We start from the raw sequence: 22296 nt of genomic DNA, 5'->3' as shown, positions 1-22296 counted from the left end.
GAACGCTGAACGGCCCTTAAAAAACGTATTGCAGGTTCAGCGAATATTCATCCATGTTGTAATCGGGCAGTTCCATGCGCCTGTAGCCAAGGGCAAGGCTCCAGTTATCGGCAGGAACCCAGTTCAGATCAAGGCTGTAACGCAAGACCTGCTCCCAGTTTTTGTTCTTGGATATGGCAGTGCCGTATCCGGCAAAGCCGCGCACGTGCATCTGGTCAAAAAGCGCCACATCAAACGAGGCTACGGCCATGTGATTGACGTATTCCTGCGGGGCGTAATAGTCGGCAGGGTTTCTGTCGCTGTCGGCAGCGCTGAACAGATAGCCCACCTGGAGTTGCGGCTTGTCCCACAAAATATAGCGGGGGCTGACGGTGCCGCCCACAGTGCGGTTGCCATCCGTGCGCTGGGTGCCGAAGATTTCGGCCTGAAGCACGCCCCAGTCCAGTATGCGGGCCTCGGTATTCAGGCCCAGCCTGTCGGCGTACACGCCCTTTTTGACGCTTTCCGCCGTCTCGATGGATTGCCGGCTGTAGCTCAGGGTGTACGGCCCGTTGATGCGCAGAGGGTCGACCGAGTACACGCCGCGCCAGGCTGCCCGCGCTTCCATAAAGGAAGACCCGCTGTCCGGCTGCACATCGCGCACCATCAGATCAAGCCAGTGCTGTTTGAAGGGAAAGTAGCGCAGCCCGATGCCGATGGCATGACCGTGCAGCGAATTGTGGTCGCTCTTCCACCACAGATCGGAAACCGAAGCCTGAGCAGAGAGATTCTCCTGCAAAAAGGTGGAAGCCTTAAGCTCGTATTCCGCAAAACTGCGCCCGGCGTTGTCTGTCCAGCCGTGGGGGCTGAACGTGGCCCTGGGCCGCAACATGCGCTGCGCGCGATCAAGCAGTTCATCCGTGCGCGGGTTATCCGGATCAAGCCGCTTTGCTTCGCGCGCAAGCTCGTTGGCATAGGGCGCATCTTCGTCAAACAGCGCGTTGCTGGCGCGGTAGTAGGCGTTATCCGAGGGCGAAAGGCCAAGCGAGGCCGCCCGGGCAAAGAGCATTTCCGCACGCGGCAACTGCCCGTGCCAGCTTGCCAGCAAGCCCTCCGTCTGCACCGCAAGGCGCGTGGGATGGCTCTGAGGCATGGAGGCTATGGCCTTGGCGTCCAGCTGCGCATACACGTTGCGCACGGGCACAAACAGAGGGTCAAGGCTGTTGGTGTGATAGCCGTTGGCAGTGGGCACAAAGGCCACGGCAAAGACCTCGCGGGCTGCCTCGGTATAGGCCTGCCGGATTTCCGCATCGCCGTCGAGGCTGATCTGCCCGTAATCGCCGCCGGGATACATCCACGCCGTTACCGCAAAGCCCTGAGACTGCGCAAGCTGGCGCGCCTCGGCCATGGCCGAAGCCCAGCGGTGTTTCATTTCTTCAACAGTTTCAGGCCGGCCGTCTACCATCGCGCGCCGTGCCCAGAAGCCGCCCCTGCGGCCTGTTACATCCACAATGGTGCGGCCCGAGGTATCCGTGAGCGCCAGTTCCCAGCGGCCTGTGGCCACAAGCCTGCGCAAGAGCGCAGTATTGGGCAGGTCGTCCGGCGTGCCGGGAATAAACGACTGCCTGCTCACCAACAGCACGGCCCTGCCGCCACGTTGAGCCAGAGCGGCGTCTATGGCTTGCAGTTCTTCAGGCCGCGTCTGTCCGATGACGAGCAGCAGAGGTATTTTGCCCGGCGCAACAGTGGCCGCGTCAGTGGGTGCAGGAGCCAGAAACTCCGGCAGGGAAACTGGCCGATAGTTTGCGCCAAGCTGATCCAGATATGCGGCAACATCCTGCGGAGTATAGCTTTTGCCGTCCGACTGCGAGGTAATGTTGGCAAAGCACAGGGCCATGCCCGCCCCGTTTGGCCCACGGGCCGAAAGGGACTGCACCACGGGCAGGGCACGGTCAAAACGCGACACCGCGCCGGAATGCACGGCAGACTGCAACTGATAGTGCATGTCGTAGGGATATTCCTGCGCCATATGGCGGGAGATTTTGGCCGCTTCCTTGTAGTCATGGCGTTGCAGGGAGATATCCAGCACGCTTTCCAGCGCGTCGCGCTGTATGGTGTTGCGGGCAAGCAGGCCTTCGGCATGCGTCTGCGCATCGTCAAGGAGCGATTTGTCGGGTTCAAGCCCCGCCTGACCGCCGGAGCGCAGCTCCGCAAGTTTTTCCCTTTCCTGCGGGGCAAGACGTTCAGGATCAAGCGTGCCCCGGGCAATTCGTATCTGCTCGCGCTTGAGCTTTTCAAGTCGGTCGGCCTGCATCCTGTACTCATCGCGCAGGGAGCTGTTGTACAGCGACTGCACATAGGCGGAATCCGGATCATCGGCCAGGTAGGTCTGGGCGTAACCCCGCGCCGCAGGGTAGCGGGCTTCAGCCAGTGCGTCTTCGGCCTGACGGCGCAGAGCCGTGAGTTTTTCAGGGTCTGGCAGGCCACTTTGCTGCAAAATGGAAGCCGCCTCCGCCCAGCGGTTCTGGGCGCGCAAAGCAGCCACCAGCAGCGGCGCCACAGGCCTTGTGGTTGCGCCCTTGACCATGAGAGAACGGAAAATCGCCTCTGCCCGACCGGCATCGCCCAGGGCAAGGGCGCACTGCCCTTCATACAGCCGGGCGGTAGGCCCTGCGGCATTTTTAAATTCGCCGTAAAGCGCGCGGGCGCGGGTGTAGTCTGCCAGCGACATAAAAATATTGAAAACTGCGTACCGCGCGGCAAGATTGCCGGGTTCCGCGCGCAAAAAACTGTCAAAATGGCGCATAGCCACATCCGTCTGCCCTTCAAGCATCCTGATGCGGCCAAGAATGAATTCATGCCGGGGCGAAGCATTGACAGGCGCCGCGTTCAGATGAATCTCCGCAGCTGTCATATTTCCCTGCATGGCGGCAGCAAGGGCCATACCCAGATGCGCCTCAGGCAGATCAGGGCTGAGCGTAAGCGCACGCTGCCACAAAGGCACCGCAGCCTGCGCGCTGTCGCCCACAGCAAGGCTGAAACCCGCTTCGCTCAACATCTTTGCGGCCTGTGGCGCGGGTATGCCCTGAAGCTGCCTGCTCGCCAAAATTTCGGGGATCATTGCAACATTCTGCTGATCCAGCAGCTTGCCCAGATATTCGGACAGCATGGAGAGATACAGCGACCTGCTCAACTGCAACTGCCCTGCCCCCGCATCTGCGGCGGGAATACTGACCGTGTGGCTTTCCTGCGGCGGATCAAGGGCGAGCAAGGCCCTGGCGCTGGTTTCCACTGCGCGGATGTCGCCGCCTTCAAGCGCGCCTGCGGCAAGGGCCAGCGCGTACCACGGGGCATTGGCGCCCGAGGGGGCAGCCATAGACCGCAACAGCGGGTAAGCCGCAGACCACTGCTTGTCCTTTATCAGATACAAGGCAAGGGAGAACACGGGCATTTCAGGGTACTGCATGCGGAAAAGTTCCATGGCGTCCGCAGTTCTGCCCTGCTGCAACAAGACCGCGCACATGGAGGGGCCAGCCTTCTGCCCGTGCTGGGGGTCAAGAGCAATGGAATCGCGCCACGAAACATAGGCGTCGTCTATTTTTCCGCTGTCCCACAGCTCCCAGCCGTTGTTGCGCATGAGTTCGGCCTGCTGCTCCTGCGGGGCCTGCGCACCGCTGAACCCAAGACTGGCAACAATCAGCCGGATGTCGTCCTGTGCGTGAACAGCGCTGACATCGTCCACATGCTCCACAACGGCCTGACGGGCTTTTTGCATGGCATCACGGTTCTTGCTCTGCCGGGCAAAGAGGAATTTGCCGAAGTTTACGGCAATGTTGCTGCCCCCGGCCTCAAGCCTCTGCTCAAGAGCCTTGAGTTCGGCGGTTTTTCCGGCCTGGGCAAGGCGGTAATAGAGCTGCCCCTGCAAATACAGGTCGTGCGGGGCTATTTTTGCAGCCTTTTCAAGTATATCGGAGGCTTCCTTGATGCTGCCAGAAGCGGCGTAGGCATCTGCCGCGCGCACCGCCCAGACCTGCGGGCTGGAAGCCATGCGCCAGCCCTGCTCGTAAACCGTGGCGGCCTTTTTCTGCTCGTTAAGGTTCAGGTAGGCTTGCGCCTTGATGGCGTTCAATGTTTCCTGACTAAAGCCCCGCGCTGCCGCCTGCCGATAAAAAGTTTCGGCTTCGTCCTGCTTGCCAGTCAGTTGCAGGGCTCGGGCCGTCATGGCCTCAAACACGGCCCGCAATGGCTCCGAGCCTTGCGGCCAGTCATTCTGACGGCGCAGCAAGGCGGCTGCCACGGTGCCGTTGTTGGCAAGGCAGGCCTTGAGCACCGCCTGTTCTTCGTCCGTGAGCTTGCCAACGGCCCCCGCCGCGCGCAGGGCGGGCAGAAAGACCGCGTTGTTCTGATCCTGCCGCTCAGCCAGCAGTTTGAGAAGCTCCGGCGTCACCTGGACAGAAAGACCGCTGAAAAATCTTGCCAGATCTGTGGAAAGGGCTGTGGGATCACTGGCCCGGCTGCTCTGAATATTTTCTGCCGCAAGGGCCGCAAGCCGCGCATCGTCCGGTCTGGCTTCAAGCGCCAGCGAATAGAAACGCGCGGCATCCTCGTGCCGCGACAAGCGCGAAAGCACAAGGGCCTTTTGTGTGATGAAGGGCAGAAAACCAGGATCCAGATCCATGCCCTTGTCGATTTCACCCAGAGCTTCCGCGTACATTTCGCGGCTGATGGCATAGTTGGCGCGATTGTAATAGTAAGCGGCAGAGAGCTTTTCCGGTTCCGCGCCGCCTGTCTGCTCCAGCCCCTTTGCGGAATTGGCGCTTTTGCCAGGTTCCAGACCTCTGGGCTGATCGAGGCGCGCCCGGCTATCCCCAGCGGGAAACTCCTGCGCGCAGACAGCGCTTGCAGCAAAGCCGCAGCACAGGATCAACAGCAGGCTGGAATAAAGGATACTGACGCGCATCAGTTGCCCCCAGCGGCGTACAGAACGCCTTTTTCTGCGGTAGCATAAAGGAAATTGTTTCGGTTATGCCTATGGGCAAGGGGCGTCCAGAGAGAGTCGGGGATTTCCGCCCGCGTAAAATCAAGCAGATAATGGTCTGCGGGCAGGGTAACGCCCGAGGCCGCAAGCGCTGCCGCCGCATCGCGCGTAAGGCGCACCACGGGGCGGTAGCCTGCGGCGGCAATGGCCTTGAGGGTCGCCGCCACATCCTTCCATGAGCTTTGGGCAAGGGGCTGCACCATGATGCCGTCCCACAGCCTGCGGCTCTGCGCCATGCTGAAGGGCGCTATCAGCAGCATGCTGTCGTCCAGAACAAGATTGCCTTGGGCAAGAGCGGCAATGGTCATACTGCCCTCCGCCCTTGCGCGCAGCACCTGACGCGAAACCCTTTCGGCATCTGCGCTGCCAGCACTGGCCCCGGCTGACAGCGGCACGACGCATGCAGTGACCTCCTGCGCCTTGGCCGGAGCCGCACTGCCAGAACTGGTGCTGTCTGTGGATTCAATGCGCCAGAGCGAAGGAATACGCACAATATCCAACGAGCCAAAACGCCCCTCGTAACCCTCGACATCGTCCGTGCCCAGAGCCACAGCCCCAAGCCGCAGCGTGGGTGAAACAGGCAAAAATCCTGGGCCGAGCGCCTTTCCATCAAGCAAAACTTTAAGTCTGTTGCCCTTGAGCAGGATATCAAAGCGCCAGGGCGGCTGATTGGAAATGGTTTCATCCGCAATTGTATACAGCCCCTGACCGGGAACGCGCTCCTGCACCAGCAGACGCGCCCCGTGCAGGGTCACGCGCAAAAAGGCGCTGGGCGTGGCATAGCGCAGGTAGACGTAGCGATCCACGTTTTCCTTCTGCGCAATGGTCATGGACAGCGTAACATTATCCCAAAGGTTGCTGCCGCGCAGTATGACCGGGTCAGCCCTGCCTTCCTGCGGGGTCAGCACAATATCCCGCCCCGAGGCTTCCACCCCGGTGCGAAAGGCCACCCAGCTTTCGGCGGTGTCGCCCTCTGCCAGTGAAAACCGTGTGCGTTTGGCGGTTCTGAGCGAGAGCACTTCTATGAGGTGCTGCTCTGTCCACTCCGGCTTGATCTGAACGCGCGTGAGCGCAAAACGGTCATCCACTGCGGAATTGAACGCCGCTCCTTCTCTGGAAAAGGTCAGCTCAAAATATTTCTGGGCCAAACTGCGGTTGGCCTCTTTCACCGCAAACGGCATGGCCGCGTTGAAAGAGTTGGCGGGCATCATCACAAAGGCCTTGGGCGGCTCGGACAGGAGCTTTGCCAGCGGCTCGAACGATTCTTTATAATACGCCGCCAGCCGGTCGCGCATCTGCTCTTCTGTTTCCGCTGGCAAGCCAGTGGGATCGCGCAAAAAATCGGTCAAAAAATAGCCGGGCGTGACCTTGGGCATGTTTTCGTTGATAGGCAACAGTCCAAGCCCCTGACTGCCCACATCCCAGAACGGACTTTTTGCCAGCGCCGCAACGTTGGACTTGGTGACAAAAAAGTTGTTCCAGCTTTTAAGTGTGGCGGTTGTCGTAAACAGGGTGGCATGCACCCCGGTTTTGCCCATGATCTCCTGCCCAAAAATGACGGAATCCTTGCGGCCGCCTTCCATCATGAGGTACAGGGCTTTCTCCGGCAGCGGCTCACCATCGCGATAAAAACTGATGACGTCTTCAGTGGTTATCCACTGATACCCGGCCTTTTCAATGGCGGCCACATGCTGCGCAAACTGGTGGCGCGAGTTCAGCCCCGGCTTGTCGTCGCGCGTGAGCGAACCGTAAGAAATAGCTGTAAAACCATCTCGTTGCGTCCACGATTCACGGTCAAACTGCGGCGGGATGCCCCGCTCCATAAACAACTGGACAATAAATGCGCACAGGCCGATCAGAAATACCCATTGCAGGCATGACCGCAGGATCTTCCAGTTGTCTTTGGAAAGCGAGCGCATGGCCTACCCCTCACCGTGCTTGCCGTGATCGGCTGGCTGCCCCGCTCCTGCTGCAACGGCGCTTTCAGAGGGCATGACGAACATCTTCTGCTCGTAACGCAGCTTTTCCTGTGCGGCCACGTCGGCAGAGGTATTGCGTGTGCCCCATTCCGATTTCCAGAACGTGAGCACGGCCACAGGGAGCTGCCACAGCAGCACCGCCAGATAGAACACGCAAAAAACAATGCCGTAAGGCCACAGATTGCTGCGCTTGAACAGCAGATACGAGGCGCTCATGAGCATACTGGTGACAAGAATGCCCGCAAGGTATTTGTAGGGAAACAGGCCAAGCTCAATTGGAATGATGACCATGGTGCGCACAACCACCAGCGGAGCCAGCACAGGCAGCAAAAAACCGATGTAGAACGAGAGCGCCATGAACGGCTCTTTTTTCCACATAAAGGAGCTGGCGCGCAGGGTTTCGCGCAGCCACGAGCGCTTCCAGCGCATTTGCTGCCGGATGAAGGTGCGCATGCTTGAGGGCACAATGGTGGAACACACCGCCGCATCCTGATAGCCAGTGCGGTGGTGGGCAAGGATGTAGTTTGTCAGGCTTCTGTCATCGCCAAACGTGGCCGGATAGCCAAAGAATTTCTGGTTGAGCCATTCATCAAGGTGGTGCAGCACAAGATCCTTGCGGTAACAGGCAAGGGGGCCGGAAAGGCAGGTCACGCCGTCAAAAACGGATTCCGCCGCCTTGATGAACCGAAAGGCCACATAGTAGCGCACGGCCTGCATCTTGGTGAGGGCGTTTGTCCATTTGTTCTGCACTTCTGTTCTGCCAGAGACAGCCCCCATCTTGGGGTCGTGGAAGGGCTGCACCACTTCCCGCACGGCGTCCGGCTCCAGAAAACTGTCCGAATCCACAAAGACCAGCAACTCGAATTTGGCGTGTTGGGCCCCAGCCGCGAGGGCGTGGCGCTTGCCCATGTTGTAGGGCTGCTCAATGACCACAAAGCGGTCGCCGGTTATTTCCTTGCGAATCTGCTTTTCGATGCGCCGCACACGCTCCATGGATTTATCCGTGCTGCCGTCGTCCACAAGGATGACTTCCAGCTTTTCCTGAGGATAATCCTGATTGATGGCGCACTGGATGGTTTTTTCAATCCATTCTTCTTCGTTAAAGCAGGGAATGACAATAGTGACCCCGGGCGTAAAGTCAGGATCAACAGGAATGTTGCGGTAAAAAAAGGAAAAAACAAATCGGCTTACCAGAAAAACGGACGCAACAATCCCATAGGTAAATACGGGCACGTCAAACATGAAGTAAAACAGGCTTTCCTGCCGCATGTAGGCAACGGCATATACAGAGAGTGCAAGCAGAATTACAGAAGTCGCAATCAGGCGCAGCCACTTTTTCAGGCGCAGATAGTTATCCAGATTACGCACAAAATTGACGGCAACCTTTTTTTCACCATCCTCGCCATCCACAATACGCACAACATCTGCGGGGATGCGCACGCGCGATTCATACCCCTCAGGCAGGGTACCCGGCGGCATGGTAAAGCGCAGCACTAACTTTTGCCCCTCGGCAGGGAGCTGCGCATCCTCAGTCCAATGCAGCAGCATGCCCGATGACGAAAGGTCTTCGCTCAGGCAGCGCACCGGGGCGGATTCTTCGGAAGCATCATAGACCGACACCTGAAGCTCTGCTTCATACCGCTGATGGGCGCCACGCCTCGAACCGCCACGCCCGGGAATGTTAGGGGCGAGACGGCGATCACTCTTGACCTTGGGGTAAATTTCACCGTCCAAGGGCAACTGGGGAGTGAGCTTGGAAGAAGGTTTGGTGGACAACAGCATTCGGTCAACCCGGTTCAGTTATGGTGGCTAGAAATGGTAAAACAAATAGTCATATTTTTGATAATGAATACTTAAAGCAAATTCCATACCTCGTCAAAAAAATGCTATCTGTCCACATGCCCCCGCCAGCCATGCCACTACTGCCGTGACTTGCAAATCTTCAGCATTGCGGCATCCGCCGCGTCATTTGCTGAAGGCTCAAAACTGACAATTTCCCCATTGCAATATGAAACCTGAAACATCTTTTCCGGCGCAGAATCGTCAGCTTCGTCCTTTTCCGTCAGAGCTATGGAATACAATATGCCAAAGTCGGCCTCGGCATTTTTGTAGGGAATGGCCTTTTCTATCCGAATCCTGATGGAATCAGGATTTTTGAAACCATACACCATGCTGTACGTTTCAAGATACCGCACAAGTACGTTGCGTAATATATCTTCATCCATGACCTGATACGTATCGCGCGGAATGAACTTTTCCGTCATTGATTCGTTATAGGTCAAAAATTTATCCGCATTTTCCCTTTCTGCATTATCAATATACAAAAAATCCTTGCAATACGCGGCCTGTTTGTCTGGCTTGCTGGCGGTCTTTTCGATATTTTCCGCCAAGTTCAGTCTGTACAGCACATAGTTGGGAGGTAACGCCCTGTATTTGATATTAATGGCGTTTGCTTCATCAAGGTTTTGAAAAAGGTCGTTTTCAAATTTGCCTTGCGCTTCTGCCAGATCACGTCTCTGCATTTCCAGGTATGCCTTGGCGGATTCAAAACCATAGGCCCCACCCGCAACGGTATCCCCCTGCGGGGATGACGCTGCTAAGGCCCTCTGTCCCAGACAGAGGATCAACAAAGCAACGCACCAGTAAAGAAATCTTGCCGTAGGTTTCATCCTGCGCCTCCCCTAACTGCCTCAATAACACTACTAAAAAGATAAGAAACAAAACAAAAATGGCACAACTTGATAATAAATATCTACCCTAGTCTCTTGCGCAGGGCAACAACATACACTGGCCGATATGTCAGCCTGACGCCCTGCCCTGTGCCGTAACGGGAAATGTAACCGTCAACGAACTCAAGATATCTGCGTTTGTTCCAGCCCACAGACCGGATGCCCGTCACGCCAGTATGCCTGAGGTGCAGCAGCACGTCATGCGGGCTGGCAAAATGCAGTGTGATTTCGCCCTGCTCCATTGCAACCAGGTCAAATTTCGGCTCAAGATAGTTTTGCAGGGCAGCAGCATCGGGATAGTCCAGCCCAACACCCGTAAGTTCCGCAACTTCGTGCAGGTTGCCGGGCAAAAAACTGCTGAAGGCCAGCAGCCCGCCCTTGGGCAGATACCGGGCGCAACGATGGAAAAATTCCTCAATATCTGCAAACCACTGTACGGTTGAAGCACTGCAAATGGCGTCATACGGGCCGCAGAAGTCCAGCGTTTCCGCATCTCCCTCGCGCACGGAAAACACGTCTGGCTCTTGCTGCGTGAGGGCCTGCACTTGCGGGCTGGTATAAAGATCATTGACTGTGAGGCTTTTGGGCTGCGCGCTCAAAATATGCTGCGTCAGCAGGCCCGTACCCGCGCCTATTTCCAGTACAGTTGCATCACGGGGAATGTGCGCTGCTGCCAAAGCCCAGAGGTGCGTGGCAATCTGCCGCTGGGCCTGGGCCTCAGCGTCATAACTTGCGGAAGCTGCGCTGAAGCGCTGCCTGACAAATGAAGCACTCATGGCAGCTCTGCAGGTACAAAAGGGATATCCGGCATATAGTGCGGCTCGTCCAGCTCCAGCACCGGGATTGCAAACCAGGCTTTACGCATGTTTGCAATGGGGAATATCCTGTCTTTTCTGCTCAAGATCGCCATGTCCCAATCAGTAAACTGCGCCCTGTCCTTGCAGGCAGCGCATTCCCTGATATGCTTCAGCTCCGCCAGCAGAGAATCCACGCTGCGTGCCAGACTGTGTGGTGATCTGCGCGCTTCAAACACTGCCCGGTGCGCGCCGCACATACGCCTGTTGAAACGATCCACGCTTTCGGTGGAAAGATTCTCAAGCGTGGCATCATAGACCGCCACTGGTATGCCAAGAGTATCATCAACAGGCGTGAGCGTTCCGTTAATGGCTATGGCGCTGCCCACAGCGCAGTGCAAGCCCGGCAAGACCAAAGACGCCGCGTACACGCCAAGCGACCATGCCCGCACCCGCACCTCGCTGTAAGGGCGCAGAGCATCCGCGTCCAGCGTCATGTCGGAATAGTCGTAACACACGGCAAAGTCGCAGTGTGTTGTATGGGGCGAATCCGCAGCCCAGGCAAAGAGGCGGCTGTCCATGCCCCACCCGGCAAAAAACAGTTCCAGGGTCGGGCAACCGGCGCGCCGCAAAAAATCAATATTCATGCAGCAGCCTGCTCAACAAGGCTATGAGAGATTCAACCTCCTCGCGCGCGGTTCCCGCTGTAAGCGAAATGCGCAGGCGCGAGCTGCCCGCAGGCACCGTGGGCGGGCGTATGCCCATAATGTAAAAACCCTCGCGCTGTAAATGCCCGGCAATGGCAAGGGTGCGCTGGTTTTCGCCCGTAATGACAGGCACAATCTGCGATGTGCTGCGCACCGACTGCCCAAGACCATCTGTAAAAGCATGCATCATGTCCGCGAGCGCGGCAAGGTGCTCCCTGCGGGCCGCCACCTCTGCACTGGCAAACTTTGCAAGCACAAAGCGGCTCCAGGCAATGTTGACCGGGGGCAAGGCCGTGGTAAAAATAAACGGGCGCACGGTATTAACAAGGTATTCCCGCAGGGCTGACGAGCAGATCACATACGCGCCCAGCGAAGCCCAGGCCTTGCCCATTGTACCCACCAGAAAATCAATGTCCGCCGCGCAACCCTGCTCCTCGCAGCAGCCAAGCCCCTTTGCGCCGCGCACACCCACGGCGTGGGCCTCATCCACATAGAGCTGCACAGTGGGATGGGCCTTTTTCAGCGCCACCAGCCGGGGCAGATCGCAGGCATCGCCGTCCATGCTGAAAATGGACTCGGTGACGATGATGATGTTTTCGCAGTCCGCAGCGTGCTTTTGCACCAGCATTTCGAGCTGGGCGTAGTCATTGTGCCTGAAGCGGATGCACTTGCCCTCGTTCATGCGGATGCCGTCAATAAGGCTGGCATGCACCAGCTTGTCCGCTAAAATAAGCGTGCGGCTCGTGCACACTGCTGGCAGAATGCCCTGGTTGGCGTGGTAGCCGCTGCCGAACACCAGTGCGGCCTCCGCGCCATAGGCCGTTGCCAGTTCCCGCTCAAAGGCCTCCTGCTGATCGCAGGTGCCCGTGAGCAGGCGCGAGGAACACGCGCTCATGCGCAGGGAGGAAACATCCTGTTGCGACCAGAACTCCTGCCGCAAGGCGGCATCGTCACCAAGAGAAAGATAATCGTTGGAGCTGAGGTTGATAAAGGGCGCTCCGGCCCTTTCCCTCTCGCGCTGCACTGCGTCAATATTGCGCAGGGCGCGCAGGCTGCCGTTCTGTTTTTTTTCTTCAAGCCACTGTGTGTATTGCATCATTCTCTGTCCGTTAGGCATATCTCGGCTGGCAGCAAAGGCCGGCCGCATATCAAGGCATGCAGAAATGTTGTAAAAAACGGCTCAAGCGCCATCCAGTACAAGGGCGCTGTAAACACGGCGGCCGCTGCCCTAACTGGATATCGTTATCCCCAAAGGGCGGCAAGTCAATCGCGCCGTATGTGGCTGCGCTGTATGCAGTCCGTCACTCTGGCCCTTGTTAAGCTGTTTTTCTGTGAAATCAGGCAAAATTGCAAATGGCTGCCCGGGCCAAACCGCAAGCAGCCATTGTTGTTCATAAAGCCTGATGCCTGCCCGTGGCAGGTGTACAGACCCAGCCAGATCAGATGCGCCTCTGCTCCGCAACACCTTCCACGTAAATGGCGGCAAAAGGACGCGCCGGACAAACATATTCGCATGCGCCGCAGCCTGTGCAGCGCTCCGCATCCACAACCGGCTTTTTGGGGGCATCATCCGGCCCCACCAGATTGATGACCCGTGGCGGGCATATCTTGGCGCAGGCAGTGCAGGCTACCTTGTCCGTCACGGTTATGCAGCTCTCAAGGGCAATGACGGCCCGCCCGATCTGCATGGAACTTTTTACTGCCGGGGTAATGGGCCGTATGGCCCCTGCGGGGCAGACTTCCGAGCAGGTCACGCAGTTGACGCGGCAGTAGCCCCGCTCAAAGGAAAGCGTGGGTTGCAGCATACCGCTGCCCATATCCGATGCCCGCAACACCTGATTGGGACAGGCAGAAACACAGAGCTGACACCCGGTGCAGCGCGCGCCAAGCTCCTGCGCGGACTGCGCGCCCGGCGGCACAATGGCCGTTTGCCGCACTGGGCTTTGCCTGCGGGTAAGCGCCGGAATGGTCGAAGCGCTTCTGCCAAAGGCAAGCCCTGGTAGGGCAATACCAACCAGTGCCGCAAGCACGCTGCGCCGTGCCCCGTTGTGCTTGCCCTGTGCCGCTGTTCCCGCTGGAACTGCCGCCTGTGCCTGTATGTGCTCCTCCGTATGACCTTTCGACAATCTGGGGGCATAGCTAACGGCCCCGTGACGGCACACTCCCACGCAATTGAAACAGGCCACGCAACGGCTTGCATCAACGCTTCCGGCTTCTGCATCAATACAGGATGCCTTGCAGGCCTTTTCGCACAGCCCGCATTTTTTACACGCGCCCTCGTTTATGCGGGGCTGGAACAGCGAAAACCGGCTCAGAAATCCCAGAGCAGTTCCCACAGGACAAACGGTATTGCACCACAGTCGCCCGGAGCGCCATGACAAGACCCCAACCACGGCAAGGGTAACAGCCGCTGCTGCCAGTGCTGTCAAACCTTTCTGCCACACCAGCGTGGGAGCCACATCATAGTTTCCCGCTCTTTCAGAGGCCCAGGCAAGCGCGTTGCTGCCCGTTGCCCAAAGGGGGGCCAATAGGTCAGCCGCCATGCGGCCAAAGGCGCTGTAGGGTTCAAGCAGGGAAAAAACCAGCGGCACGCCAGCCAGCAGGGAAAATACAAAAATGGCAAGCAGCGCCAGCCGCAGCATTGTACGCGGGGAGGAATAGCGGAAGCGGTACTTGCCCGCCCTTGCGCCGATAATGTCCTGCACCACGCCAAGCGGGCACAAGGCGGAGCAATAAATCCTGCCGAAAACCAGGGTCAGCAGAGCTATGCCCGCCACAGCGCCAAGGCTGCCAGCCAGCAGGGCAGGCACAAGCTGCACCTTTGCCATAAAGGCCAACGATGGCGCAAACTGCCCGCTCACATCCACAAACAGCAGGCAGATTGCAGCAAAACAGAGCGCGGCCAGTATGATGCGAACGATCCGTAACATTGGCTATCCCTGCCTTGTTCTCAGATTTTCAACAAACTTGCCCAGCCGGGCCATTTCATCCGGGATGGCGATCATCTGCGGGCAATGCGTGAGGCATTTGCCGCACCCTGTGCAGCGCGCCGCCTGCCGCAATTCGGGAACAGAACGTTCATATTCCACAAGATAGGCACGGCGGGCCTTTTCATAATCAGGATCGCGCGTCCCCTTGGGTATCAGCTCATCATCAAGGCAACGGTTAAAGTGGGCGAATACAGACGGGATATCCACGCCATAGGGGCATGGCATGCAATAGCCGCACGTGGTGCAACGGATGTTTGACTGGGTCAGAAAAACGTTCAGCGCCGCCTTAAGAACTTCCATTTCGCGTTCGGAAAGCGGCTCGTAAGGGGCCAGTGCCCGCAGGTTGTCCTGAAGGTGCTCCATATAGGTCATACCGCTCAGCATGGTGATCACGTTGGGCAAGCCCGCCACATACCTGAAAGCCCATGATGCGCCCGAGGCTTCGGGTCTTTCAGCCTGAAGGATGGCAAGCGCCTTTTTGTTCAGCCGGGCAAGCCGGCCACCCAGCAGCGGCTCCATGACAATCAGCGGCAGGCCGCTTTGCTGCATTTTTTCAAACATCCACTGCGTGGGCGCAGGGTCTTTGGGAATGAACTTTGCCTGATTGGGCGCTATTTTGTATTCGTGCAGCATGTCGTGATAATTGAGCTGCACCATGGCAAAATCCCACGCGACATCACGCGAGAGCAGATATTCAAGCGTGGGCGCATTGCCGTGGAACGACCAGCCAATGTTGCGGATGCGGCCGTTCTTTTTCTCTTCAAGCAGATATTCGAGCACGCCGTTTTTTTCGTAAACAGTCTGATAGGCTTCTACAGACTGTATTGCGTGCAGCAGATAGTAATCAAAGTACTCTACCTTGCATTTTTCAAGCTGCTTTTCAAAAATTTCCCTGGCCTGTTCCTTTGTGGGCATAAGAAAGGTGGGCATTTTGTCGGCCAGATAAAAGCTCTCGCGTGGGTAGCGCTGCAAGGCCTTGCCGATGACGCTTTCTGAAACGCCGCGATGGTAGGGCCATGCCGTATCGAAATAGTTCACCCCGTGGGCAATGGCATAGTCCACCAGAGCAAAAGCCCCCTGCTCGTTCACTTCCGGCCCGGTGGGGCTGTCTGCGTCCGGCAGCATGGGAAAACGCATGCAGCCAAAACCCAGCAGTGACACCTTGTCCCCATTTTGGGGATTGACGCGGCAGGTCATCTTTTCCGCAGGCGGCACTGGCTTTGGCTGTTCAAAGCTGGGCAAAAGGCGCAGCTTGTCCAGCCCGTAGAGCACAGCGCCCCCTGCAACGCCTGCCCCTGCCGCCTGCAAAAGACGGCGGCGCGATACCCCGGAAGACGTATTATTCTTGTCCATAGCAGCTCCGCAGTGGAAGTATGTTCAGGATATCAGCAGGCTGAGCGCCCGCTCTGTGCAATCGTATGACCGCTCTGTGCAGACGGTCCGGCATAATATGCGCATAAGCCCTGCGCCTGCGCGGCATATTGCCGGAAACAAAGACACATGGCCTGACCGCACAGCGCAGTCACGCTGACCAGATTTTGTGGGGGGAATATAAAGGCAAGTGTCCGCTGCCGGACAATTCAGGTTTTAGGTTTTGCTGTTGCCCTCGCAGGCGTTGATAATGCGGCAGGCGGCGCAGGCAGCGCCAAAGCCGTTGTCGATATTGGTTACCGTGACGCCGCTGGCGCAGGAAGTGAGCATGCCAAGCAAGGCGGACAGCCCCGCAAACGAGGCCCCATAGCCCACAGAAGTGGGAACCGCCACAACGGGCTGGGGCACCAGACCGCCGACCACGCTCGCCAATGCGCCCTCCATGCCCGCAATCACAATGACCGCGCGGGCGGCAAGCACCTCCGGCAAGTTGTTGATCAGGCGGTGGATGCCCGCCACACCCACATCTGCAAGGATTTTGGCGCGCACGCCAAGCATGCGGCAGGTTTCACGGGCTTCTTCCGCCACAGGCAGGTCAGACGTGCCCGCAGTGACAATGGCAACTTCGCCCTGCTTCCAGGCAATGGGTTTGACGACCAGCGTGAGGGTGCGCCCAAGGGAATTGTATTCGGCATTGGGGCATACGGATTGCACATGGGCCGCCATTTCTGCCGAAACCCTTGTGGCCAGCACATTGCTGCCATCACCCACGCGCAGGAATATTTCGCCCACCTGCTCGGGGGTTTTGCCCTCGCCGTAAATGACCTCGGGAAAGCCATTGCGCGCCGGGCGCTGCAAATCAAACTTGGTGTGCCCAAGATCAAGCACAGAACTCTCGCGCAGCAAATTCATGCCATCGGCCACAGAGAGGCTTCCGTCCCTGATTTCAGTGAGCAGCTTTTCCAGTGAACCACCTGACATTTCTCTACTCCAACATGGTCGGGCTTCATTACCCGCGATCTTTATTTGCCCCGTACAAATCCTAGCGTCAAGAATACGCCAGAGCGGGCATCAACTGGCGGGGCCAGCGACTGCGGCTTCGTCCACTTCCGCCAGATGCACCCGCAGCATATTGGGCCGTTCGGTACGGCGATGCCCAATACCGTATCCCGTGCTCAGGGTGGTCATGGCCGGGGTTGCCGTGAAGGCGTTAGCCAGAGCGGCAATGATGGCCGCCCCCGTTGGGGTTGTGGCCTCATGCTCCACCCCGCCGCGCGTGGTGGGGATGCCATGAAGGATCTCAACCGTTGCCGGAGCAGGAACAGGCATCATGCCGTGCGCACAACGCACAAAACCGCCGCCAAGCTCCAGGGGCGAAGACCACACGGCGTCAACATCAAGAGCATGAAAACAGATGGCCGCGCCCACAATATCCACAATGGAATCCGTAGCGCCAACCTCGTGAAAATGCACGTCTTCCAGAGCCTTGCCATGCACCTTGGCTTCTGCCTCGGCAATACGGCGGAAAATGCTCAGGCTCGTCTGCTTGACCGGGTCTGCCAGAGCGCTTTGCGTGATGATTGTTGCGATGTCGGCCAGATTCCTGTGCGGCAGATGACTGCCATGCGCGGGGCTGTGGTCATGCACGTGGGCAGGCGCACCATGCGTATGTTCATGCTCGTGGGTGTGTTCATGACTGTGGCTGTGCCCGTGCTGTTGGCCGTTCAAGCGCACACGAACCTGCATTCCCTGAATGCCATTGCATTTTTCTGGCTGACACTGGAGCGCAAACTCGTCATCAATGGCGAGCTTTGCCAGCTCGGCCTTCAGGTAATCGGGGCTGACCCCAAGATCAATCAGGGCGGCCAGATTCATGTCGCCGCTGATTCCGGCAAAACAATCGTAATACAGTATCTTCATAAAGCCCCGGCAAGAGGTGTGCGTCTGAAAAAAAACAGGGGCAGACTGCCGCCGCCCGTGCGCAATATAGGTATTTTGCCCGCAACAGGGAATAGACAATACGGTTTGATTTTTGCCTATTCCTGCATGATGGCGGCGATCCGGCACACCGCAGGGGGCCGCCTTTTACACGTTCTTGCCCAGCTCAAAAGCCTGCGCCATACTGGGAGAACCTTTTATATCGCCTTTATTCCACGCGCCAACACCGTACACAACGCCCTTTTCAACCGATCCTTCAAGGCAGTAGGCAAAACCTCTGAAACACTCGATGGTTCGCTCCATGTGCGACAAATCAGTATCCGCAGCGGCGATAATATAATACATGCTCTTGTTTTTGATTTCCGTGTAGCGAGCAACAGTCCTGTCCATGAGGGCTTTTATCTGCGCGCTCACAGAATAGAAATACACGGGCGAAGCCAGCACAAGAACATCAGCCTTGATCATTTTTTCCAGCATGGTTTCCATGCCGTCCTTTTGCACGCAAACGCCCTCATGGCTCTGGCAGTATCCACAGCCAAGACACGGAGCGATTTTATGTTCCTGCACAAAAATCTTTTCCACCTTATGGCCTGCCTCCTGCGCTCCAGCCATAAACTGCTCGCACAACAGGTCAGAATTGCCGCCCTTGCGTGGGCTGCCGCAAAAAATCAGGATGTTTTTCATTACTCGCTCCTTGTGCTGATTTATGGATATTTCATCCCATGCCAGTTGCAGACAAGACGCCACTTTTCGGCCATTCAAGCGCATGCTGGCAAACTTCAACTAGGACATTTAAACTATTACTTTAACTTTTTGACAGACCTTTTACCGGCAAAATGCCCTTCGTATCAGGCACCCAAACTTGCTCGCATTGCCCTAGCCACTGCTTTATTCTTTTAAGAGTCCTGACCAAAAGCGTATAGTCCGATTCTCTCAAATTATTGCCCGATTGTCCGATGATTCAAACTATTGTGTTGTTTTTATCCGTCCTCTTCTGGTAAAAAGCCAGAAAGGGAGAACGACCATGCCTCAGCAAGACAAAGACAAATGCGACATGCTGAATATTCAGCGGCAGGCGCTGGCCCGCAGCATTGCCCGCCAGACCGAGCAAAACCACCGCCTGGAAACGGCAGTGCCGGGGCTTGTGCTTGTGCGGTATGAAGCGCCGACCCAGCCCGCAAGCTGCATGTACGAGCCAACTATCTGCCTTGTTGCTCAGGGTGCCAAGCGCGTTATGCTGGGGGATGAAGAATATCTGTACGATGCCAACCACTACCTGATTTCATCTGTCGGCCTGCCGGTGGTGGCAAATGTGGTGGAGGCCAGCCCGGAAGTGCCGCTGCTGGGCATGGTACTCAAGCTTGATATGCGCATGCTGGCCCAGATGATGGTGGACAGCAATTTGCCTGTTTCGCGCGCGGCAAAATCCGGGCGCGGCATGCGGGTCAGCGAGGTATGCATGCCCTTGCTCAACGCCTTTCAGCGGCTGCTTGACCTGCACGACCACCCGCAAGACATTGCCGTGCTCTCCCCCCTGATCCACAAAGAGATACTTTACCGCCTGCTGCTGGGCGAACAGGGGCATTATCTGCGCCAGATCGTGGCTGCTGGCAGCCACGGCTTCCAGATTGCGCAGGCCATTGACTGGCTCAAGAAAAACTACGCCCAGCCCTTGAAGATAGACAGCCTTGCCAGACAAATAGGCATGAGTACCTCGACCTTCCATCTCCATTTTCGCGCCATGACCAGCATGAGCCCGCTGCAATACCAAAAGTGGATGCGTCTGCACGAGGCCAGACGCCTCATGTTCATGGAGCATCTGGACGCCACAAGCGCCGCTTTTCAGGTAGGGTACGAAAGCCCTTCGCAATTCAGCCGCGAATACCGCCGCCAGTTCGGGACGCCGCCCCTGCGCGACATCAAGGGGCTGATCAGCACCCAAAGCGACTGCGCTTCCGGCAGCCACAAGACAATGTGAAGCAACCCTCAGACTTCGGGACGTTTTGAGTTTGCGATGCTGTGCGGCGGCACTGTTCGCGCTGTCGCGGGGCAACCTCTCCCGCCATGCCTTTCTTTCTTCGTGTCCCTCTCCAGCGCCCTTGATTGATATTGACTTTCAATTTCTTTTCCTTCATCTTGCTAGTTCATCGGGTGCTTCAGCCGCGACCGCGCGCACGTGGCCCTCCTCCGATCACTGCTAGTTCAGGAATAAACATGACGCCTTCACAGGTTATTTCCGCTTTGCAGACACTCACCAGCATCCATCAGCCCGTATTCTTGTGGGGCGCGCCGGGAGTGGGCAAAAGCCAGATAGTGTCTCAGGTGGCCGCCATGCGGGGCATGGCCCTGCGTGATATCCGGGCCGTGCTGCTTGACCCCGTTGACCTGCGCGGCTTGCCGCGCCTTACGGATTCGGGAACCGCCGTCTGGTGCCCGCCAGCCTTTCTGCCCGGGCCGGGCGATCCGCCAACTGGTATCCTGTTTCTTGACGAACTCAACGCCGCCCCGCCGCTTGTGCAGGCGGCCTGTTACCAGCTCATACTCGACAGAGCCATTGGCGAATACCGCCTGCCGGATGGCTGGTCCATCATTGCCGCGGGCAACCGGGAAAAGGACAAGGCCGTTTCCTACCGCATGCCTTCTGCCCTGGCTAACCGCATGGTGCATCTGGAGTTTGACGCCAGCCTTGACGACTGGCTCGCCTGGGCGCAGGGAGCGGGCATCCGGCGTGAGGTCTGCGCGTTTTTGCGTTTTCGCCCCCGGCTGCTGCACGATTTTGACCCGCAGCGCATGGAAAAAGCCTTTGCCTCGCCCCGCTCGTGGGAATTTGTTTCGCGCATTCTGGAGGCCGCACCCGCCCGCGAGGTGGAATACGAGCTGTTTCAGGGCACGGTTGGCCCCGCAGCCGCAGCGGAGTTCATGGGTTTTCTCTCTGTATGGCGCGAGCTGCCCACGGTGGATTCCATCCTGGCGCAACCAGATGCCGCAACCGTACCGCAGGAGCCAGCCGCCCTTTACGCCACATGCGAGGCGTTGAGCCTGCGCGCGGCAGAAGACACCATGGATGCCCTCACCGCCTATGCCGAACGCCTGCCCGCAGAGTTCAGCGTGCTGCTCATGCGCGATGCGGTCTGCCAGAATACGGATGTGGTGAACACCCCGGCCTTCAACCGTTGGGCGGAAAAAAACGCGGAAGTTCTGCTCTAAGCCATGCACGCATCTATGAACCAGCAGCCCTGCGCAGACAGTGCGGCTTGCGCTCCACACACGCGGCCACAGCTGCCAAACCAGCAACAGCCAGCCCCTGCCGCAAATGGCACCAACGATGCAACCCTGGCGGCCCAGCACTGCATCACGCGCGCAAGGGCCGCGCTGGTCATGGAGCATCCCTTCTTCGGTTCCCTGGCCCTGCGCCTGCGCTTGAAGGCAGACCCGACCTGCGCGGATATGTGGACAGACGGCAAAACCCTTGGTTACAACCCGGCATTTTCCACCGCCCTTTCGCAAAAATCGCTGGTGGGGGCAATGGCGCACGAGGTTCTGCATCTGGCCTTCGGGCATCATCTGCGCCGCAAGGACCGCGATGCAAAGCTGTGGAACCGCGCCTGCGATCTGGCTATCAATCACATTCTGGTGGAGTCAGGCTTTACCCTGCCGCAGGGCTTTACGCACAATCCGGCCTATGCGGGCATGAATGCGGATGAAATTTTTGACGCTCTGGCGAGCCTGCAAGACGCCCCCACCAACAAGGGCGCGCAAAACGCGCAGGTTGCACAGGGCACGGAACAGACCGAAGGCGCGGGCGCAACCGCCTTTGATGGCGGCAAGCAGACAGAACAACCAGAGCTGCCCACCCCGCAAGGCGCGCAAAACAGCAAGCAGCAAAAGGACGAAGACGCCGACCCGCAATCCGCCGCTGGCAACAAGGCCGCAGCCAAGCGCGAAAAAGGTCGCCCGGAGCATTCTGAGGGCACAACCAGCTTCACCGGCGAGGTGCAGGATCACCCCGATGCGCAAGGCATGCAGAACGATCAGGCCCTCAAGGCCGCTGAGCAGGAGGCGGATATAGCCATGATGCAGGCCATGCAGCGCGCCCGCAACATGGGCAGCATGCCCGCAGGTCTGGCCCGGCAGCTTGACCGGGCGTGGCGGCCCAAGCTGGACTGGCGCACGCTTTTACAGCGCTTTTTGGAGCAGTGCGCGCAAAACGACTATTCTTGGACAACGCCCAACCGCCGCTATCTGTACCAGAACATCTACCTGCCTGCCCGGCGGGAGGCCCGCCTGCCCCATGTGGCGCTGGCTGTGGACTGCTCCGGCTCGGTGGACGAGCGGGCGCTGGCCATGTTTTGCGCAGAGCTTGCAACCGTGCTTGAGGCATACGACACCACGCTCACAGTGCTGTTTCACGATACCAAGGTGCAGAAAACCCTGACGCTTACGCGTATGGACATGCCCGCCAGCCTGGCGCCCGTGGGCGGCGGCGGTACGGATTACCGCCCTGTGTGCGCCCATATTGAAGACGAGCGGCTGGCCCCCACCTGCCTGATCTGGTTTACCGATCTGGAGTGCGACCGCTACCCCGCCGAGCCGGAATACCCCGTGTTGTGGATTTGCAGCGGCCCGCACGAGCAGCAGCCGCCATTCGGGCAGGTGATATGCCTGACGGAATCCGCAACGGAATTCGGAGCCGCACTGCACACGGTCTGAACCAACCGCTTGAATCAGGTGCCTTAATTGATGTCAGCCCCCAGCCAACACCCCAGCCCCA

General features: G+C 58.1%; 14 protein-coding genes and 1 pseudogene. 3 read left to right on the top strand and 12 right to left on the bottom strand.

All coding sequences use genetic code 11. From position 1 onward, the window contains the following. Window positions 1-16 precede the first annotated feature (16 nt). From VEZ52_RS09090 to VEZ52_RS09035, 12 genes and pseudogenes are all read right to left on the bottom strand, one after another. Window positions 17-4939, bottom strand: a complete 4923-nt coding sequence (locus VEZ52_RS09090) for a hypothetical protein (RefSeq protein ID WP_324836543.1) — start codon at window positions 4937-4939, stop codon at window positions 17-19. Further along, window positions 4939-6936: a hypothetical protein gene (locus tag VEZ52_RS09085; RefSeq protein WP_324836542.1), complete on the bottom strand. Its 1998-nt coding sequence runs from the start codon at window positions 6934-6936 to the stop codon at window positions 4939-4941. The genes VEZ52_RS09090 and VEZ52_RS09085 overlap by 1 nt, the downstream gene beginning before the upstream one ends. Before the next feature lie 3 nt (window positions 6937-6939). After that, window positions 6940-8778, bottom strand: a complete 1839-nt coding sequence (locus VEZ52_RS09080; RefSeq protein WP_324836541.1) for a glycosyltransferase — start codon at window positions 8776-8778, stop codon at window positions 6940-6942. Between the two features lie 137 nt (window positions 8779-8915). After that, window positions 8916-9518, bottom strand: coding sequence for a hypothetical protein (locus VEZ52_RS09075; RefSeq protein ID WP_324836540.1), 603 nt, complete (start codon window positions 9516-9518; stop codon window positions 8916-8918). 230 nt (window positions 9519-9748) lie between these two features. Next, on the bottom strand, window positions 9749-10501 hold the full coding sequence (gene bioC / locus VEZ52_RS09070; RefSeq protein ID WP_324836539.1) for a malonyl-ACP O-methyltransferase BioC: 753 nt from the start codon (window positions 10499-10501) through the stop codon (window positions 9749-9751). Beyond that, window positions 10498-11166: a pimeloyl-ACP methyl esterase BioG family protein gene (locus tag VEZ52_RS09065; RefSeq protein ID WP_324836538.1), complete on the bottom strand. Its 669-nt coding sequence runs from the start codon at window positions 11164-11166 to the stop codon at window positions 10498-10500. The genes bioC and VEZ52_RS09065 overlap by 4 nt, the downstream gene beginning before the upstream one ends. Beyond that, entirely contained in the window at window positions 11156-12325 is a 1170-nt protein-coding gene (locus VEZ52_RS09060; RefSeq protein WP_324836537.1) for an 8-amino-7-oxononanoate synthase, read from the bottom strand. Before VEZ52_RS09060 ends, VEZ52_RS09065 begins: the two co-directional genes overlap by 11 nt. Window positions 12326-12665: 340 nt before the next feature. Then, complete coding sequence (locus VEZ52_RS09055; protein WP_324836536.1) at window positions 12666-14156, bottom strand: 4Fe-4S dicluster domain-containing protein; 1491 nt, start codon at window positions 14154-14156, stop codon at window positions 12666-12668. A 3-nt stretch (window positions 14157-14159) separates the two neighbouring features. After that, entirely contained in the window at window positions 14160-15569 is a 1410-nt protein-coding gene (locus VEZ52_RS09050) for an aldo/keto reductase (RefSeq protein ID WP_324836535.1), read from the bottom strand. Window positions 15570-15803: 234 nt separating this feature from the next. Continuing rightward, window positions 15804-16568 carry a nickel pincer cofactor biosynthesis protein LarB gene (gene larB, locus VEZ52_RS09045; protein ID WP_324836534.1) on the bottom strand — a complete coding sequence of 255 codons (765 nt, stop codon included), beginning with the start codon at window positions 16566-16568 and terminating at the stop codon, window positions 15804-15806. 99 nt (window positions 16569-16667) lie between these two features. Then, window positions 16668-17507 (bottom strand): annotated as a pseudogene (locus VEZ52_RS09040) (LarC family nickel insertion protein); the annotation flags it as partial. A 165-nt stretch (window positions 17508-17672) separates the two neighbouring features. Further along, window positions 17673-18209 carry a flavodoxin family protein gene (locus tag VEZ52_RS09035; protein ID WP_324836533.1) on the bottom strand — a complete coding sequence of 179 codons (537 nt, stop codon included), beginning with the start codon at window positions 18207-18209 and terminating at the stop codon, window positions 17673-17675. 340 nt (window positions 18210-18549) lie between these two features. Here VEZ52_RS09035 and VEZ52_RS09030 point away from each other — a divergent pair, with 340 nt between their 5' ends. From VEZ52_RS09030 to VEZ52_RS09020, 3 genes are all read left to right on the top strand, one after another. Further along, window positions 18550-19503 (top strand): AraC family transcriptional regulator, encoded by a 954-nt coding sequence (locus VEZ52_RS09030; RefSeq protein ID WP_324836532.1) that lies wholly within the window; start codon window positions 18550-18552, stop codon window positions 19501-19503. A 236-nt stretch (window positions 19504-19739) separates the two neighbouring features. Next, the gene (locus VEZ52_RS09025) at window positions 19740-20732 is read left to right on the top strand and encodes a MoxR family ATPase (RefSeq protein WP_324836531.1); all 993 of its coding nucleotides are present in this window, start codon (window positions 19740-19742) and stop codon (window positions 20730-20732) included. A 15-nt stretch (window positions 20733-20747) separates the two neighbouring features. Further along, entirely contained in the window at window positions 20748-22235 is a 1488-nt protein-coding gene (locus VEZ52_RS09020; RefSeq protein WP_324836530.1) for a DUF2201 family putative metallopeptidase, read from the top strand. The last annotated feature ends 61 nt before the right edge of the window (window positions 22236-22296 follow it).

The organism is Desulfovibrio sp. (assembly GCF_035644575.1).
Lineage (GTDB): Bacteria > Desulfobacterota > Desulfovibrionia > Desulfovibrionales > Desulfovibrionaceae > Desulfovibrio.
Note: the sequence above shows the minus strand (reverse complement) of the source record. Positions and strands in the feature narration are given on the sequence as shown.

Bases quoted from the DNA above. Each gene is read 5' to 3' on its own strand.
- VEZ52_RS09090 (WP_324836543.1), bottom strand. From the start codon at position 4,939: ATGCGCGTCAGTATCCTTTATTCCAGCCTGCTGTTGATCCTGTGCTGC.
- VEZ52_RS09085 (WP_324836542.1), bottom strand. From the start codon at position 6,936: ATGCGCTCGCTTTCCAAAGACAACTGGAAGATCCTGCGGTCATGCCTG.
- VEZ52_RS09080 (WP_324836541.1), bottom strand. From the start codon at position 8,778: ATGCTGTTGTCCACCAAACCTTCTTCCAAGCTCACTCCCCAGTTGCCC.
- VEZ52_RS09075 (WP_324836540.1), bottom strand. From the start codon at position 9,518: ATGCAGAGACGTGATCTGGCAGAAGCGCAAGGCAAATTTGAAAACGAC.
- bioC (WP_324836539.1), bottom strand. From the start codon at position 10,501: ATGAGTGCTTCATTTGTCAGGCAGCGCTTCAGCGCAGCTTCCGCAAGT.
- VEZ52_RS09065 (WP_324836538.1), bottom strand. From the start codon at position 11,166: ATGAATATTGATTTTTTGCGGCGCGCCGGTTGCCCGACCCTGGAACTG.
- VEZ52_RS09060 (WP_324836537.1), bottom strand. From the start codon at position 12,325: ATGATGCAATACACACAGTGGCTTGAAGAAAAAAAACAGAACGGCAGC.
- VEZ52_RS09055 (WP_324836536.1), bottom strand. From the start codon at position 14,156: ATGTTACGGATCGTTCGCATCATACTGGCCGCGCTCTGTTTTGCTGCA.
- VEZ52_RS09050 (WP_324836535.1), bottom strand. From the start codon at position 15,569: ATGGACAAGAATAATACGTCTTCCGGGGTATCGCGCCGCCGTCTTTTG.
- larB (WP_324836534.1), bottom strand. From the start codon at position 16,568: ATGTCAGGTGGTTCACTGGAAAAGCTGCTCACTGAAATCAGGGACGGA.
- VEZ52_RS09035 (WP_324836533.1), bottom strand. From the start codon at position 18,209: ATGAAAAACATCCTGATTTTTTGCGGCAGCCCACGCAAGGGCGGCAAT.
- VEZ52_RS09030 (WP_324836532.1), top strand. From the start codon at position 18,550: ATGCCTCAGCAAGACAAAGACAAATGCGACATGCTGAATATTCAGCGG.
- VEZ52_RS09025 (WP_324836531.1), top strand. From the start codon at position 19,740: ATGACGCCTTCACAGGTTATTTCCGCTTTGCAGACACTCACCAGCATC.
- VEZ52_RS09020 (WP_324836530.1), top strand. From the start codon at position 20,748: ATGAACCAGCAGCCCTGCGCAGACAGTGCGGCTTGCGCTCCACACACG.